Source organism: Gordonia desulfuricans NBRC 100010, from assembly GCF_001485495.1.
GTDB classification, from domain to species: domain Bacteria; phylum Actinomycetota; class Actinomycetes; order Mycobacteriales; family Mycobacteriaceae; genus Gordonia; species Gordonia desulfuricans.
In genome coordinates, this window is sequence record NZ_BCNF01000089.1 from 26,307 (window position 1) to 40,627 (window position 14,321).

The following is a 14,321-nucleotide window of genomic DNA, read 5'->3' on the forward strand; positions in this document are numbered from 1 at the left end:
GAAAGCCGCGTGGCAAAATCGGCGGAGTGACAGACCCCACCAGCGGATCGTCGGGCTCGTTCGCGGACTCGATCGATCTGTCGTACTACGAGCTGCAGTCCGACGTGTCGGCCCTCAGCGATGACATCGACGTCCTGCGCGGCGAGATCGACCGCCTCGACGCGGTGATCCTGGCCGCCGTCAAGCGACGATCGGCCGTGTCGAAGAAGATCGGTGCCGCGCGCATGGCATCGGGCGGACCGCGGCTGGTGCACAGCCGTGAGGTCAAGGTGCTCGACCGGTTCGCCGAGCTCGGCCAGGAGGGACACACCCTCGCGATGCTGCTGCTACGGCTCGGCCGGGGCCCGCTCGGGCGCTGACCCGGCCACCCACACAGCCCCCGGATCGTGTGGCGTGCGCCACAAATGTCGTATCGCCACGAGTCTCACCACCACATAGGGTGGTGAGCATGACCAGTGACCTCGACGGTACCGACGGCAACACGACCGACAACCCCGACATCACGGCAACCGAGGCCTGGCAGGCGCTCACCGCCCATCAGGCGCAGGTCGACTCCCTGCATCTGCGGGAGGTCTTCGACGCCGATCCCGCCCGCGGACGCGAACTCACCGTCGACGTGGGTGATCTGCACATCGACTACGCCAAACACCGGGTGCTGCGCGAGACCCTCGATCTGCTGTTCGCGCTGGCCCGCGAGGCCGGACTCGAGGAGCGTCGCGACGCGATGTTCGCCGGCGCCCACATCAACACCTCCGAAGACCGCGCCGTCCTGCACACCGCGCTGCGGTTGCCGGCCGACGCCGAACTCGTCGTCGACGGACAGGACATCGTCACCGACGTGCATGCGGTCCTGGATGCGATGGGAGCCTTCACCGATCGGCTGCGCAGCGGAGAATGGAAGGGCCACACCGGCAAATCGATCACCGATGTGGTCAACATCGGCATCGGCGGGTCCGATCTCGGTCCGGTGATGGTCTATCAGGCCCTGCGTCACTACGTAGACACCCCCATCCGCTGCCACTTCGTCTCCAATGTCGACCCCGCCGATCTGGTGGCCACGCTCGCCGACCTCGACCCGGAGACGACGCTGTTCATCATCGCGTCCAAGACCTTCGGGACGCTGGAGACCCTGACCAATGCCGCCGCGGCGCGCTCATGGTTGCTCACCGGCCTGGATGCCGGCACCGATGCGGTGGCGAAACACTTTGTGGCCGTGAGCACCAACGCCGACCGCGTCGCGGCCTTCGGGATCGACACGGCCAACATGTTCGGCTTCTGGGACTGGGTCGGCGGCCGCTACTCGGTGGACTCGGCGATCGGGCTGTCGGTGATGGCGGCCGTCGGCCGCGAACGGTTCGGTGAGTTCCTCGCGGGCTTCCACCTCGTCGACGAGCACTTCCGCACCGCACCCCTGGAGGCCAATGCGCCGGTCATCCTGGGCCTGATCGGGTTGTGGTACAGCAACTTCTGGGATGCCCAGTCGCGGGTGGTGCTCCCCTACTCCAATGACATGGCACGCTTCGCGGCCTACCTGCAGCAGCTGACGATGGAGTCCAACGGCAAGTCGGTCACCGCCACCGGCCGGCCGGTCACCACCGACACCGGCGAGGTGTTCTGGGGTGAGCCGGGCACCAACGGCCAGCACGCGTTCTACCAGCTGCTGCACCAGGGCACCCGGATGGTTCCCGCCGACTTCATCGGATTCGCCCGTCCCACAGATGATCTCCCCGTGCTGTCGGCACACGGCGAGGCCGACGGCGAGCCCGGCTCGATGCACGATCTGCTGATGAGCAACTACTTCGCCCAGACCAAGGTGCTGGCCTTCGGCAAGACCGCCGAGGAGATCGCCGCCGAGGGTGTCGCGCCGGATGTGGTGCCGCACAAGGTGATGCCCGGCAATCGTCCGACCACGTCGATTCTGGCACCGGAACTCACGCCGTCGGTGATCGGGCAGCTGATCGCCCTCTACGAGCACCAGGTCTTCGTCGAGGGCGCGATCTGGGGGATCAACCCGTTCGACCAGTGGGGTGTGGAACTCGGCAAGACCCAGGCGATCGAACTGCTCGGGGTGATCACCGATGCGCAAGCGCCTGTGGCGCAATCAGACTCGTCGACCGACGAGCTGGTGCGGTGGTACCGCACCCAGCGTGGCCGACAGGCCTAGACCCGGCAGCTCACTGCCAGCGCCCGGCGTCGAAGATCTCCTCGGGGATCTCGTCGCCGGGTGCCACACCGAGTTCCTCGAGCCGGCCCATCAGCGTCGCCGACGCCGCGACGTGGCCGATCAGGTCTCCGGCCTCGGCCGCGCGTTCGGCCGGGTCGCCACCGAGGAATTCCGGCATCACCGGCGGTACGCACTGGCCCAGTGTCAGGGGCGGGGCGCCGGTCATCTCGCGCCATTCGGCGAAGCTCTCGGCATCCACGGCCTCGGCGATGTCACCGTCGCCGACCGCGGCGAGCACCTCGTCGACGGTGGCCAGCGGTCCGGAGCTGCCACTCGAGGCGTCGAAGCCGATCACGGTGTCCGGGTCGGCCTCCTCGTCGTCGGCGAGGGTGAAGTAGACGATGCCGCGCCAGTCGGCGGCCAGCACCGCGATGTCGTCGCGTCCGAAGACGTCGGCGAGCAGTTCGTCGAGTCGCGCGGCGTCCTCACCACCGAATATCTGAAACGCCCCGTCGCCGACCACTTGACTCTGCAATCCCGCCACATCGGTTACCTTACGCAGGTGACCTCGCCTGTGTTGTTGCGTCGTACCCGAGCCCTGCGGCCGGTCGGTGGTGTACTGCTGACCGGTGCCGCCCTGGCCACCGCACTGACCGCCTGCTCCACGTCGGAGCCCTCGACGGCCCCGGCCACGTCGTCGTTCCCGACGTCGGCGTCGGTGACGGTACCCGCCGGTGCCGCCGCCCGGACCACCCCCGGCGCGACGCTGGACTTCGGTGCCACCGCGGTGCTGCCCGCCAATGCCTTCGCCCCGGCCGGTGCCACCGCGATGTACACGGTCACCGGCATCTCTCCTGGTACGGGCGTCCCGGACGATGCCACACAGGGCGGCAAGGCGTATTTCATCTATCTGACCGTCACCGCGCTGAGCGTCAAACCCGCCGTCGCCCCCACGGTGGTCGGCTTCGCCGGAAGCACCGACGGGCGCACCCCGGCGCTGACGCTGCCGCCGTCGGTGCCGCTGACCGCCTGCGCCAACCCGGAGCCGCCGGAGAAGATGAAGCGCGGCGAGTCCTATGCCACCTGCCTGGTGGCCTATGCCGATCCGGATCAGGAACTCGGCAGTGTCATCTATTGGGCCGACACCACCGGCGACGCGTCGTACGACTTCAAATCCGATCCGGTGGTGTGGGGTACCCCGACGCCGGTCTCGTCCGCCTCGGCGACGCCGAGCTCACCGGCACCGGCCGGCTGATCCCTCACCGGCCGCGAGCCGCGTCTCAGATCATCCGGCGGGTGATCGCCGACGGCAGCAGGCGCAGGGCCGCGGCGATCGGCACCCACGGCCACGCCGGGACCGGCGCATACGCCTTCTCCGCCTCGATGGCCTTGACCAGGGCCTGTACCCCGGTGTCGGTGTCGGTCATCATCGCGGTCTTGACCCCGCGGTTGATGTCGGTCTCGATATAGCCCGGCAGCACGATCGACACGGTGATCGGCGAGTTCGCGAACTCGGCCTGCAGCCCCTGGCCGATCGCGGTGAGTCCGGCCTTCGACGCCGAGTACGCGGTCTGCGCCTTGGGCAGTCCGCGTACCGCGCTCATCGAGCTGATCAGCACCAGATGGCCGTGGCCCTGTGCCCGGAAGATCTCCAGCGCGGCCTCGACCTGGGCGATCGCACCGATCAGGTTGGTCTGCACGGTCTCGAGGTTGGCGTGCATCTTGCCGGTGCCCATCGGCGCACCCTTACCGAGGCCGGCGTTCACGATCACCCGGTCGAGTCCACCGAGCTCGTCGCGCAACCGCCCGAAGACCACGGGCACCGAGTCGACGTCGGTGACGTCGAGCGGGGCGACGGCAACCGCCGCGGCGGACGGGCCGATCTCCTCGGCCAGGGCCTCGAGCCGGTCGGCGCGTCTGGCGGCCAGGCCCAGCGAGCGGCCTCGGGCGGCGAAGGCGCGGGCCATCCCCTCGCCGAGTCCGGAGCTGGCGCCGGTGATCAGGATCTTGTCGCGGGTCACGGCAGCCAACCTACCCGACGGTCAGATCGGGTGGCACTCACCCGCCGGTGCAGGTGAGACGGAGGACGGCGGTCTGGCCGTCGGCGTCGGCGAAGCGGGCGACGGTGTGGTTCTCACCCGCCTCGGCGGCGATGACGTCGGCCTGGGTGGTGTTCATCTCGATCGCCAGATGCCCGCCGGGGGCGAGCCAGGCGTGCGCGTCGACGATCAGCCGCCGCACCTCGTCGAGCCCGTCGGCGCCGGCCAGCAGCGCCCGGCGGGGTTCGTGCTCGGCGGCCTCGTGCGGCAGCAGCGCCAGCGCCCCGGCCGGCACATACGGCGGGACGGCGGCGAGTACGGTGATCGCACCCCGCAGATCGGTGGGCACACCGGCCAGTCCGTCCCCGCGATACACCCGATCGTCGCCGACGTTGCGGCGCGCGTGGACCAGGGCGTGCTCGTCGATGTCGGTGGCATGCACGTGAGCGGCCGGCAGATGGGCGGCCACGGTCGCCGCGATCGGAGCCACCCCGCAATAGTCCTCCAGCACAGTCGGTTCCCGGATCTGTGCGGCCGCGCCGAGGGTCACCGCGGCCAGCAGTTCCGACCGCCGACGCGGCACGAACACCCCCGGCCCCACCGACAGCCGCCGTCCGGCGAAGGCCACCCAGCCGACGACGTGCTCGAGTGGTTCCCCGTGAATCCGGCGGACACACAACCGTTGCAGCAGTCCGGCATCGCCGCCGGCGGCGTCCCGCAGGATCGTCGCCTCGTCCTCGGCGAAGACACATCCCGCCGACCGCAGCATCGCCGCGAGCGGATCGGGCGAGTTCACTTGAGCAGCCGCGACATCCGACGATCGGCGAGCACCTTGCCGCCGGTCTGGCAGGCCGGACAGTACTGGAAGGAGCGGTCGGCGAAGGACACCTCGCGGATGGTGTCGCCGCACACCGGACACGGCAGACCGGTACGGGCGTGCACCTTCAGTCCGGTTCGCTTCTCCGACTTGAGCTTCGCCACCTGCTGCCCCTCGAGACGTCCGATGGCGTCGGTGAAGACGTCGTGGATGGCCTGGTAGAGGGTGTCGACCTGGTCTACGGTGAGCGTCTTGGCGGTGGCGAACGGGGAGAGCTCGGCGGCGTGCAGGATCTCGTCGGAGTAGGCGTTGCCGACCCCGGCCACGATCCGCTGATCGGTGAGGACGTTCTTGATCCGTCCGCCCGCGCCGGCGAGGATGTCGGCGAACTCGTCGCGGCTCAGCGCCAGCACGTCGGGGCCCAGGGTTGCGATGCGTTCGATCTCCGAGAGATCCCGGACGATCCAGCCCGCGAGGCGTTTCTGGGTACCGGCCTCGGTGACGTCGAATCCCTCCCCCGGCAGTCCGCAGTGCACCCGCAGCGCGATCGGGCTCTTGCCGCCGGGGCGCAGCGGTCGGGGCGAGAGGTCCTCGGCCCAGCGCAGCCAGCCGGCCCGGGAGAGGTGGATGACCAGGAACAGCACCGGGTCGGCGTCGGGGTGCTCCGGCCCCGGGACGGTCCGGATGATCAGGTATTTCCCGACGCGGCCCACCGATTCGATGATGCGCTCGACCAGGGCGGTGTACGGCGGGTCGGCGGTCTTGAGTACCGACAGTGATGCGACGTCGACGCGCCGGATCGGGAGTCCGGCGGCACGGCCGTCGACGAAATCCGCGATCGCGGTGACCTCGGGGAGTTCCGGCATGTCTCCAGTGTGCTCTAGTGAACAGATGATCTCCGCCCTTTCCGACGCCGAGCTGGCCGCCCGCATCGCTGAGGGAGCCGGAGAGATCCTGCTCGGGGTGCGCTCCGGCGACCTGCTGGGCGGCCGGATGCTCGGCGACGCAGGCGATGCGCTCGCCCAGGCCTGGATCGGGGCGGTGCTGCGCCGGCACCGTCCCCACGATGCCGTGTTGTCGGAGGAGGCGCGCGACGTCGGTGACCGGGCGAGCGCCCGGCGGGTGTGGATCATCGACCCCCTGGACGGCACCAGCGAGTTCGCCGCCGGCAGCGATCATTGGGCGGTGCATGTGGCCCTGACCGAGGACGGCCAGGTCATCGACGCCGCGGTGGCGCTACCGGCCGCCGGGGAGGTCTTTCGCACCGACACCGTCGACGCACCGCCCGCGCAGCCGTCCGGCCGGATCGCGGTCTCGCGCTGGGGCACCTCGTATGAGGTCACCCTGGTCGCGCAGCGTCTCGGGTTGCAGATGACGCCGATCGGGTCGGCCGGCGCCAAGGCCATGGCGGTGGTGCGCGGCGACGCCGACGCCTATGTCCACGCCGGCGGACAGTACGAGTGGGACAACGCCGCACCGGTGGGGGTGGCGCAGGCGGCCGGATTGCATTGCAGCCGCCTCGACGGGGCGGCGATCGTCTACAACCAGCCGCAACCGTACATGCCGGACTTCGTGATCTGCCGCCCCGAACTGGCCGAGCCGATCCTGGAGGTCCTGGCCGAAGTCGTGTGGTGACCGGGGTGTCGCGTCAGCTGCGGGTCTTGCGCAGCAGGTAGATGTCCATGATCCAGCCGATCCGTTCGCGGGCCTCCGCGCGCGCGGCGACGATGGTGTCGGTGACGTCGCCGACCCGACCCTCGATCAGGATCTCGTCGGACGTGCCCAGATAGGCCCCCCACCAGATGTGGTCGTCGGCATCGGCGGTGTGACGGAAGGCGAGATCGGCGTCGAGCATGACGATCTGGTTGCCGTCGGCGCCGGCCGGGGTGTCGGCGAGGCGGCGCCCGGTGGTGATGTGGATGGGTTCGCCGATGCGGTGCGCGACGATCCGGTGCGCCGCGGTCAGGGCGCTGGCGCTGGTCACACCGGGGATCACCTCCACGGAGAGCTCGAGATCGTCGCGGGCGGCGAGGTCGTCGGCGATCCGCAGGGTGGAGTCGTAGAGCGCCGGGTCGCCCCACACCAGGAAGGCGGCGACACCGCCGTCCCCGACCTGCCCGGTAAGGATCCGGGCGATCAGATCGGCACGCGCGGCATGCCAGCGGCGCACCTCGGCGTCGTAGTCGGCGGGGTGCCGGTCACGGGGCGGGTCGGGGATCTCGATCACCGAATACCCCTGCGGAGCATGGTGTTCCAAGATCTCTCGCCGGGCGTCGAGGAGTCCGCTCTTGACCGCCCCCTTGTCGAGGGCGAGGAAGGCGTCGACGTCGGCCATCGCATCGATCGCCTGGAGGGTGAGCTGTCGGGGTCCGCCGGGTCCGATCCCGATGAGGCGCAGAGTGATTCGCATGGATCAGATCGAGACCCGCGGCAGGCCGTGTTTGCGTGCGGTGAAGTCGAGGATCACCTGACGCGGCAGCAGCCGACGCAACAGGAACACGATCTCGGCACGGTTGCCCTTGGCGTAGAAGGGTTTCGGATGGTCGGCGAGTGCGGCGTCGACGATCACCGAGGCCATCGTCGCGGCGTCGATCCCCTCGTCCTCGTTACGGCGGGTGGCTGCCGCCAGGGTCTGGTACTCGGCGGCGTACGGCGAGCCGTCGGCGATGTGGATACTGCGGCGGTCGCCGATGCCGGTGGCGATGGTCCCGGGTTCGACACTGATCATCCGGATGCCGTAGGGCGCCACCTCTCGGCGGGTGGCCAGCGCATACGCCTTGAGCGCCGATTTGGTGGCCGCGTAGTTGGAGCGGAAGGCCACCGGAAAGCTCGAGAGCATCGACCCCACCATCACCACGGTGCCGCGGCGGCGTGTGCGCATTCCCGGCAGGACCGCCTTGGTGAGGGCGATCGGACCGAAGACGTTGACGGTGAACAGGTCCTCGACGGCGCTCATCGGGGTGTCCTCGAGCGCCCCTGCCTGCGACTCCCCCGCGTTGTTGATCAGGATGTCGACGTCGCCGACCTCGGCGGCACAGCTGTCGGCGCTCGCGTAGTCGGCGTTGTCGAGACGGACATAGGTGACGCCGGGAATGGGGTCGGCGACGGTGTCGGGGTTGCGGCTGGTGCCGTACACGCGGTGTCCGCGTGCCACCATCTGCCTGGCCACCTCGGCACCGATTCCGCTGGTCGCGCCGGTGACGAGGACTGTCTGAACGTTCGGGGAGGCCACGCAGGACACCGTAGCGCAGACGCGCCGGGGCTTGGTGCTCCCGGCAGGATTCGAACCTGCGACACCGGCTTTAGGAGAGCCGTGCTCTATCCCCTGAGCTACGAGAGCGGATGGCGCTGACCACCGGTCACCGACCGCCACCGGGAGTCTACTTCAGCCAGGGGCCCAGACCGCAATGCACCACGTGGGGCGATCGGAACGCACGTCATCCGGCCCAGTTCTGCCACGCCGGGAGCGCCACGGCGGTCACGATCGCCTCGATCCGTTCGTCGGGTAGCGCCCCGGTGATCAGCAGGTCGTGGCGGGCGAGGTCGAACGGGACGGCCAGCAGCCAGTCCGGGAGTGGCATGTCGGCCAGTTCACCCCGCTCGGCAGCGCGTTGCGTGATCGGTGTGACGACGCGCGCCCCGACGTCGAAGAGCATCTGCCGCAACGCATCCGCCGTGCGCTCGTCGACCTCGACGATCAGTCCGAGCAGGGTCCGTCGGTCGAAGGTGTCGAGGTGGTCGCGGACAGCACCCAACGCCGCCGACAGATCCCCCGACAGGGTCCCGGTGTCGGGGACCGCCAGCACGATCTGGCGGATCATGGTGCGCAGCGCCGCGAACACGAGTTCGGCCTTGGTGGGCCAGCGCCGGTACAGCACGGGTTTGCTCGTACCGGCCGCGGCGGCGACTCCCTCGAAGGTGACGCCGGCGTATCCGTGGGCGTCGAGTTGGTCGAGGACCGCACGATGGATGGCGTCCTCGAGTTCCGCGCCGCGTCGTCGGGTTCCGGCCACCGTGGTCCTCCGTTCGTCGATTCGGGACTTGTGCACGCTGCGGGAATAGCCTACGTTGACCACATAAGAAACGCACCGTATCTAACGGTGACCGGTCACTCACCCCCGAGGAGCGCGACATGTCCACCACCGACGTCCCCGCACCCGACATCCCCGATCCCGACCTACGCACCCCCGAGGCCGCCCGGACTGCCGACACCACCGAGACCTCCGAGCAGGACCTGCGCCACGTCGTCGGACTCGTCGTCGGCCTCACCGTCCTGCTGGGCGTCCTCCTGCTGGCGTTCGCGCTGCCCGCGGTCAACACCGGCGCACACGGCATCCAGGTCGGCATCGTGGCACCGGAACCCGCTGCCGCACAGCTCGAATCGAAGGCCGACGGCTTCGACTTCAGCCGATACGACGACGCCGACGAGGCACGCGCGGCCATCCTCGACCGCAAGATCTACGGGGCAGTGGTCCTCACCCCCGGCCACGAGGTCGACGTCCTGGTCGCCACGGCCGCAAGCGCCTCCGCTGCCACCGCCGTCCAGCAGATGGGTGAGCAGGTCGCCGCCGCCAACGGGACCACGGCCACCGTGGAGAACGTGCGCAGCTTCCCGGCCGACGACCCCCGTGGCGCAGGCCTGGCCGCCGGCGCCCTGCCGATGGCCCTGGGCGGATGGATCGGCGCCGTCGCGATCCTCTTCACCATCCGGACGACCCGCCATCGCCTGATCGCCGTCGGCGCATTCGCCGTGGTCGGTGGCCTGGGCCTGACCGCCACCCTGCAGTTCGTCGTGGGCACCCTGGACGGGAACTACTGGCTGACCTCCCTGGGCGCCGTGCTCGGGATCGCCGCCACCGCGATGACCGTCCTCGGCCTGAAGAGCCTGTTCGGTGGTGCCGGCCTGGGTATCGCCGCGGTCCTGCTGATCCTGCTGGGCAATCCGTTGTCTGGGCTGACCAGCGCCCCGGAGATGCTGCCCACGCCGTGGGGCACGATCGGTCAGATGCTGCCACCCGGCGCCACCGGCACCCTGCTGCGCGACCTCGCCTTCTTCGACGGCGCGGGCATCACCCGGCCGTTGCTGGTACTCGCCGGCTGGCTGATCGGCGGAAGCCTGCTGTTCTGGATCGCCACGCGACGGGAAGCCACGACGAAATCCGTTCCCGCATAACCTCATCTGCGAATGCCATGACCGGCGGCGAGCTATCGGCTCCCGCCGGTCATGTGCGCCTGGAACACCGGGGTGAAGAAGTCGAGCAGGCGATCGGTCCAGCCGTCGGCGATCTCACCGGTGCGGGCGTGCTCGGCCACCAGCGCACCGACCACCGCGTCGACGAGCATCTCGACGAAGCGCCCGTCGGCGGTCCGCTCGTGGTCACGCGCCAGCAACTCGGTCAATGCCGCCAGGTGCACGCCCAGGATGCGCCGGAAGACCTCGGTGAACTGCGGGTCCACCCCGGTCACCAGCGCGGCGATACCGCCGAGCCCGATCCCGTCGAAGATCAGTCCACCGGCGTTCTCGATCACCCATCGCAGACGTTCGACGTCGGACTCGCCGACCCCCTCCGGATCGGGGACGCCGACGGCCAGCAGCGCCGCGGCGAGCATCTCGTCGCGGCCGGAGAAACGGCGATAGATCGTGGTCCGGGCCACCCCGGAGCGCCCGGCCACACCATCGATGGTGACCGCGGCCGGCCCCTTCGTCCGCAACAGTTCCAGGGTCGCGGCAGCGATCTTGGCATCGGCGGTGCCCCGCACCTCGGGCCGGACGGTACCGCCTGACTGCCGGTCGACCATTTCTCGAAACCCCTTGCCGTCGAAACCCCTTGTCCTGCTGACCTATGCAGTTCATGCAGGTTACCGCAGTGCAATCGCACCCAACTAGCGCTACACTGAATGTATCGCTACAGGACGTGTAGCGACGCTATGGCCCCCGCGAGTCACGCGAGCCCATCCCGCACAGACCCTGCGCGCCATCGCCGAGCGCACCCCCGCGCAACCCACACCGACCACACGAGGAGTTGTCATGACCACCCAACACAAGTCCACCCCCGTCCCGCCCGCACTGATCGCCTACGTACTGGCCCTTGTCGGCTTCTTGCTGCTCGGGCTGTTCCTCTTCCAATCCGCATCGGGCGCGGCGACCGGCGCCATCATCGGCCTCGCCGTCGGGGCGGGCGTCGCATTCGTGGCCGCCGCGATCAGCTTCCGAATCCAGGTCAAGCGCTCACCGTCGACCGGACCCGGCACCGCACTGCTCGCCGTGACCACCTCCGAGGAGGAGGCGCACGCCCACGCCGTCGCCGAACGTGAGCGCGCCGCGCGCGCAATCCTCAGGTGATCGGCACCTGCATGGCGTGATCCGTTGTTGCCGAACGGATCACCGAAAATCTGTGACCGCGCCGCTCACACCGGCGTCGGAGCACCCGGCCCCTCGCCACCGCGACGCACGGCGTCACGCGTGTGCGCGGCAGGCGAATCCGGGCCGGCCGCGGCGAGACACTCCCGAACGACTCGGCCGACCCGGCCCGCCGGATCGGCCAGCTCGGCCAGGCCACACCGGTCGGCCAGCAGCCCACCGAGCGTCACGTCGACCATCGCAGCACCGACGGATTCCGCCGACTGCCACCCCGCCGGATCGAACGAGGTCCACATCCATTGCGTGGCACCGAAGATCTGCATCGTCGCGACATCGGCATCGACCCGACGGAAGATTCCCGCGGTGATCCCGCGAGCGATCTCATCGCGCACCAACCGCTCGATATCCGTGCGCACCTGACGAATCGCCTGCATCTCGGGATCATCGTCGAGCTGGATGACCTCGCGTTGCGTGGCGACGGTGGCCGCGCGATCGATCACGTGATACCGCACACTCGCGTAGATGACGGCGGCCACGCGATCGGCGGGCGCATCCAGGCGCCGCCAGATCACGTCCAACTCGGCACGTCGACGCGTCACATACTTCTTCTCGAGGTCGCGGAGCATCTGCGCCTTGGTCCCGAAGTGGTGAACGATGGTGCCCTTCGACATACCCAACTCCGCGGCGATGTCACCGAGATTGGTCTGGTCGTACCCTCGTCGGGCGACATGCGCGATGAAGGTGGCGAGCAGTTCTTCCTTACGTCCGGGTCGACCAGCCATTCCGCTATCGCTCCACTGCACCCGGACCGTACATGCGGTCATACTAGCGTCGCGCAGTGCACCCTCAGGGCGCACCACCTCCTGCCCCATCAGCTGCGCTGCCCTGGTCACGCCACTCCCGAGCCGGTCAGATCTCGGCGTCGGCCTTCCCGAGTGCGATCTCCACCGCGGTGTCGACATCGAGGTGCAGTTCCGCGTCGGCATCGGCGACCTCGCCGTCGCGGTACTCCACCTGTCCACCGGCGCACAGGATGTGGAAGGGCGGTTCACCACCGAGGTGCACGTTGACCGTCGCGTCGGGCCGCCGGCCGGCGATCGCCCGTGCCAGGGGCAGGGCCAGCCAGTGGGCGCGGACGGCATCCTTGCTGCCGCGGTCGCCGAGGCGATCGGTGCCCCAGTCCGACAATGCGGCGAGGACGGGCCGCAACCGCTGGCCGTCCTCGGTGAGTTCGTACACTGCGGCACTCGCACGCGGCGCCATCCGACGTCGCATCAGCACGCCGTCGGCCTCGAGATCGCGGAGCCGCGCGGCGAGCACATCGGTGCTGATGCCGGGGAGATCGGCGAACAGGTCACTGTATCGGCGTGGGCCACCGCATAATTCGCGCACGATCAGCAGATTCCAGCGGTCCCCGACGACGTCGAGGGACCGTCCGATGGTGCAGTAGTGCTGATAGCTCCGGCGTGGCATGCTGTCCATCGTAGCGCTTACTTGGATATTCCAAGCAACCACTTGGGTCGACCAAGTAGAATGAGCGCGTCGCCATTCCAGGAAGGAACGTTCATGCAGCTCAAGCAGTCGAGCAAGCTCTCGGGGGTCTCCTATGAGATCCGGGGCCCGGTGGCCGAAACCGCGGCTCGACTGGAGGCCGAGGGGCATCATGTGATGAAGCTCAACACCGGCAATCCGCTCGAGTTCGGTCTCGATGCGCCACAGGAGATCCTCTCCGACATGGTCCGCACCTTGCCGACAACCACCGGCTACTCCACGTCCAAGGGGTTGCTGCAATCGCGCCGCGCGGTGGCGCAGTACTACCAGACCCGCGGCTTCGACGTGGACGTCGAGCACGTCTTCCTCGGCAACGGCGTCTCCGAACTGGTCATGATGGCGATGACCGCGCTGCTCGAGAACGGCGACGAAATCCTCATCCCCGCACCGGATTTCCCGCTCTGGACCGCGGCCACCGCCCTCAACGGCGGCACCCCGGTGCACTATCTGTGCGACGAGCAGTCCGACTGGTACCCCGACCTCGCCGACATGGCCGCCAAGATCACCGACCGCACCCGGGCCATCGTGCTGATCAACCCGAACAATCCCACCGGCGCGGTCTACCCCACCGAAGTGCTCGAGCAGATCCTCGACCTCGCCCGCCGTCATGACCTGATCGTGTTCTCCGACGAGATCTACGACAAGATCCTGTACGACGGTGCCACCCATGTCAGCACCGCGTCACTGGCACCGGATGTGCTGTGCGTGACCTTCGGCGGCCTGTCCAAGGTGTACCGGTGCGCCGGTCTGCGTTCGGGCTGGATGGCATTGTCGGGTCCGATGGCCGATGCGGAGAGCTACCTCGAGGGTCTGACCATGCTCGCGGGCCTCCGGTTGTGTGCGAATGTCCCGGCGCAGCATGCGATCCCGGTGGCCCTCGGTGGCCGGCAGAGCATCTTCGAGCTCACCGCCCCGGGTGGTCGGCTCTACGAGCAGAGCACCCGCGCGTGGGAGTCCCTCAACGACATCCCCGGCATCTCCTGCGTCAAGCCGAAGGGTGCGCTGTACGCCTTCCCGCGCATCGACAGGGAGTACTACCAGATCCACGACGACGAGCGCTTCGTCCTCGACCTACTGTTGCAGGAGAAGCTGCACATCGTGCAGGGCACCGGTTTCAACTGGCCCCACCCCGACCACTTCCGGATCGTCACCCTGCCTCACGCCGACGACCTCGAGGCGATCATCGGCCGAATCGGCAAGTTCCTGGCGAACTACAAACAATGACCGCGTTTCGGTACGCGTCGTCGCTTGCTGATTGAGCCGGGACACCCATTGCTGATTGAGCCGAGACCGAGCCGGAAAGGCGAGGCCCGAGTCGAAATCTCCGCAGCCAACGTCGAGAGGCAACCACCTCCGAGGTGACCACCTTGGCAACCCGGCTGGCGGAGG

At 68.8% G+C, this 14,321-nt stretch carries 17 protein-coding genes and 1 tRNA gene; 7 read left to right on the forward strand and 11 right to left on the reverse strand.

The genetic code is table 11. From position 1 onward, the window contains the following. Positions 1 to 26: 26 nt before the first annotated feature. Together GD1_RS14880 and pgi are read left to right on the forward strand one after the other, a co-directional pair. On the forward strand, positions 27 to 359 hold the full coding sequence (locus GD1_RS14880; RefSeq protein ID WP_020792201.1) for a chorismate mutase: 333 nt from the start codon (positions 27 to 29) through the stop codon (positions 357 to 359). Between the two features lie 89 nt (positions 360 to 448). Continuing rightward, positions 449 to 2,164, forward strand: coding sequence for a glucose-6-phosphate isomerase (gene pgi, locus GD1_RS14885; protein WP_053776927.1), 1,716 nt, complete (start codon positions 449 to 451; stop codon positions 2,162 to 2,164). Positions 2,165 to 2,174: 10 nt separating this feature from the next. On the opposite strand, the gene GD1_RS14890 is transcribed toward pgi, so the two are convergent. Further along, on the reverse strand, positions 2,175 to 2,708 hold the full coding sequence (locus GD1_RS14890; RefSeq protein ID WP_053776901.1) for a hypothetical protein: 534 nt from the start codon (positions 2,706 to 2,708) through the stop codon (positions 2,175 to 2,177). An 18-nt stretch (positions 2,709 to 2,726) separates the two neighbouring features. Here GD1_RS14890 and GD1_RS14895 point away from each other — a divergent pair, with 18 nt between their 5' ends. Beyond that, positions 2,727 to 3,419 (forward strand): hypothetical protein, encoded by a 693-nt coding sequence (locus tag GD1_RS14895; RefSeq protein WP_244882754.1) that lies wholly within the window; start codon positions 2,727 to 2,729, stop codon positions 3,417 to 3,419. A 25-nt stretch (positions 3,420 to 3,444) separates the two neighbouring features. Here GD1_RS14895 and GD1_RS14900 read toward each other — a convergent pair whose 3' ends face one another. The 3 genes from GD1_RS14900 to GD1_RS14910 are packed head-to-tail and all read right to left on the reverse strand — an operon-like array spanning position 3,445 to position 5,886. Beyond that, entirely contained in the window at positions 3,445 to 4,194 is a 750-nt protein-coding gene (locus GD1_RS14900) for an SDR family oxidoreductase (RefSeq protein ID WP_082365815.1), read from the reverse strand. A 28-nt stretch (positions 4,195 to 4,222) separates the two neighbouring features. Continuing rightward, on the reverse strand, positions 4,223 to 4,999 hold the full coding sequence (locus GD1_RS14905; protein ID WP_059037859.1) for a N5-glutamine methyltransferase family protein: 777 nt from the start codon (positions 4,997 to 4,999) through the stop codon (positions 4,223 to 4,225). After that, on the reverse strand, positions 4,996 to 5,886 hold the full coding sequence (locus GD1_RS14910; RefSeq protein ID WP_059037861.1) for a DNA-formamidopyrimidine glycosylase family protein: 891 nt from the start codon (positions 5,884 to 5,886) through the stop codon (positions 4,996 to 4,998). The genes GD1_RS14905 and GD1_RS14910 overlap by 4 nt, the downstream gene beginning before the upstream one ends. Before the next feature lie 25 nt (positions 5,887 to 5,911). On the opposite strand from GD1_RS14910, the gene GD1_RS14915 reads away from it, so the two are divergent. Continuing rightward, positions 5,912 to 6,655, forward strand: a complete 744-nt coding sequence (locus tag GD1_RS14915; protein ID WP_059037863.1) for a 3'(2'),5'-bisphosphate nucleotidase CysQ — start codon at positions 5,912 to 5,914, stop codon at positions 6,653 to 6,655. Between the two features lie 13 nt (positions 6,656 to 6,668). Here GD1_RS14915 and cobF read toward each other — a convergent pair whose 3' ends face one another. From cobF to GD1_RS14935, 4 genes are all read right to left on the reverse strand, one after another. Then, entirely contained in the window at positions 6,669 to 7,430 is a 762-nt protein-coding gene (cobF, locus tag GD1_RS14920; RefSeq protein WP_059037865.1) for a precorrin-6A synthase (deacetylating), read from the reverse strand. Between the two features lie 3 nt (positions 7,431 to 7,433). Beyond that, entirely contained in the window at positions 7,434 to 8,252 is an 819-nt protein-coding gene (locus GD1_RS14925) for an SDR family oxidoreductase (protein WP_020789975.1), read from the reverse strand. A gap of 32 nt (positions 8,253 to 8,284) precedes the next feature. Further along, positions 8,285 to 8,360: transfer RNA gene (locus GD1_RS14930), tRNA-Arg, on the reverse strand. Positions 8,361 to 8,457: 97 nt separating this feature from the next. After that, positions 8,458 to 9,069 (reverse strand): TetR/AcrR family transcriptional regulator, encoded by a 612-nt coding sequence (locus GD1_RS14935; protein WP_157079493.1) that lies wholly within the window; start codon positions 9,067 to 9,069, stop codon positions 8,458 to 8,460. 83 nt (positions 9,070 to 9,152) lie between these two features. On the opposite strand from GD1_RS14935, the gene GD1_RS14940 reads away from it, so the two are divergent. Continuing rightward, the gene (locus GD1_RS14940) at positions 9,153 to 10,193 is read left to right on the forward strand and encodes an ABC-2 transporter permease (protein ID WP_238403519.1); all 1,041 of its coding nucleotides are present in this window, start codon (positions 9,153 to 9,155) and stop codon (positions 10,191 to 10,193) included. Between the two features lie 32 nt (positions 10,194 to 10,225). Here GD1_RS14940 and GD1_RS14945 read toward each other — a convergent pair whose 3' ends face one another. Beyond that, positions 10,226 to 10,819 (reverse strand): TetR/AcrR family transcriptional regulator, encoded by a 594-nt coding sequence (locus GD1_RS14945; RefSeq protein WP_020793423.1) that lies wholly within the window; start codon positions 10,817 to 10,819, stop codon positions 10,226 to 10,228. Positions 10,820 to 11,048: 229 nt separating this feature from the next. On the opposite strand from GD1_RS14945, the gene GD1_RS14950 reads away from it, so the two are divergent. Then, positions 11,049 to 11,363 carry a hypothetical protein gene (locus tag GD1_RS14950; RefSeq protein ID WP_020793422.1) on the forward strand — a complete coding sequence of 105 codons (315 nt, stop codon included), beginning with the start codon at positions 11,049 to 11,051 and terminating at the stop codon, positions 11,361 to 11,363. A gap of 65 nt (positions 11,364 to 11,428) precedes the next feature. Here GD1_RS14950 and GD1_RS14955 read toward each other — a convergent pair whose 3' ends face one another. Together GD1_RS14955 and GD1_RS14960 are read right to left on the reverse strand one after the other, a co-directional pair. Beyond that, a complete protein-coding gene (locus GD1_RS14955; RefSeq protein ID WP_083534229.1) occupies positions 11,429 to 12,163 on the reverse strand; it encodes a TetR/AcrR family transcriptional regulator in 735 nt (244 codons plus the stop codon). A gap of 127 nt (positions 12,164 to 12,290) precedes the next feature. Next, the gene (locus tag GD1_RS14960; protein ID WP_053776904.1) at positions 12,291 to 12,854 is read right to left on the reverse strand and encodes a winged helix-turn-helix transcriptional regulator; all 564 of its coding nucleotides are present in this window, start codon (positions 12,852 to 12,854) and stop codon (positions 12,291 to 12,293) included. A gap of 93 nt (positions 12,855 to 12,947) precedes the next feature. On the opposite strand from GD1_RS14960, the gene GD1_RS14965 reads away from it, so the two are divergent. Then, positions 12,948 to 14,156, forward strand: a complete 1,209-nt coding sequence (locus GD1_RS14965) for a pyridoxal phosphate-dependent aminotransferase (RefSeq protein ID WP_059037867.1) — start codon at positions 12,948 to 12,950, stop codon at positions 14,154 to 14,156. Positions 14,157 to 14,321: the final 165 nt, after the last annotated feature.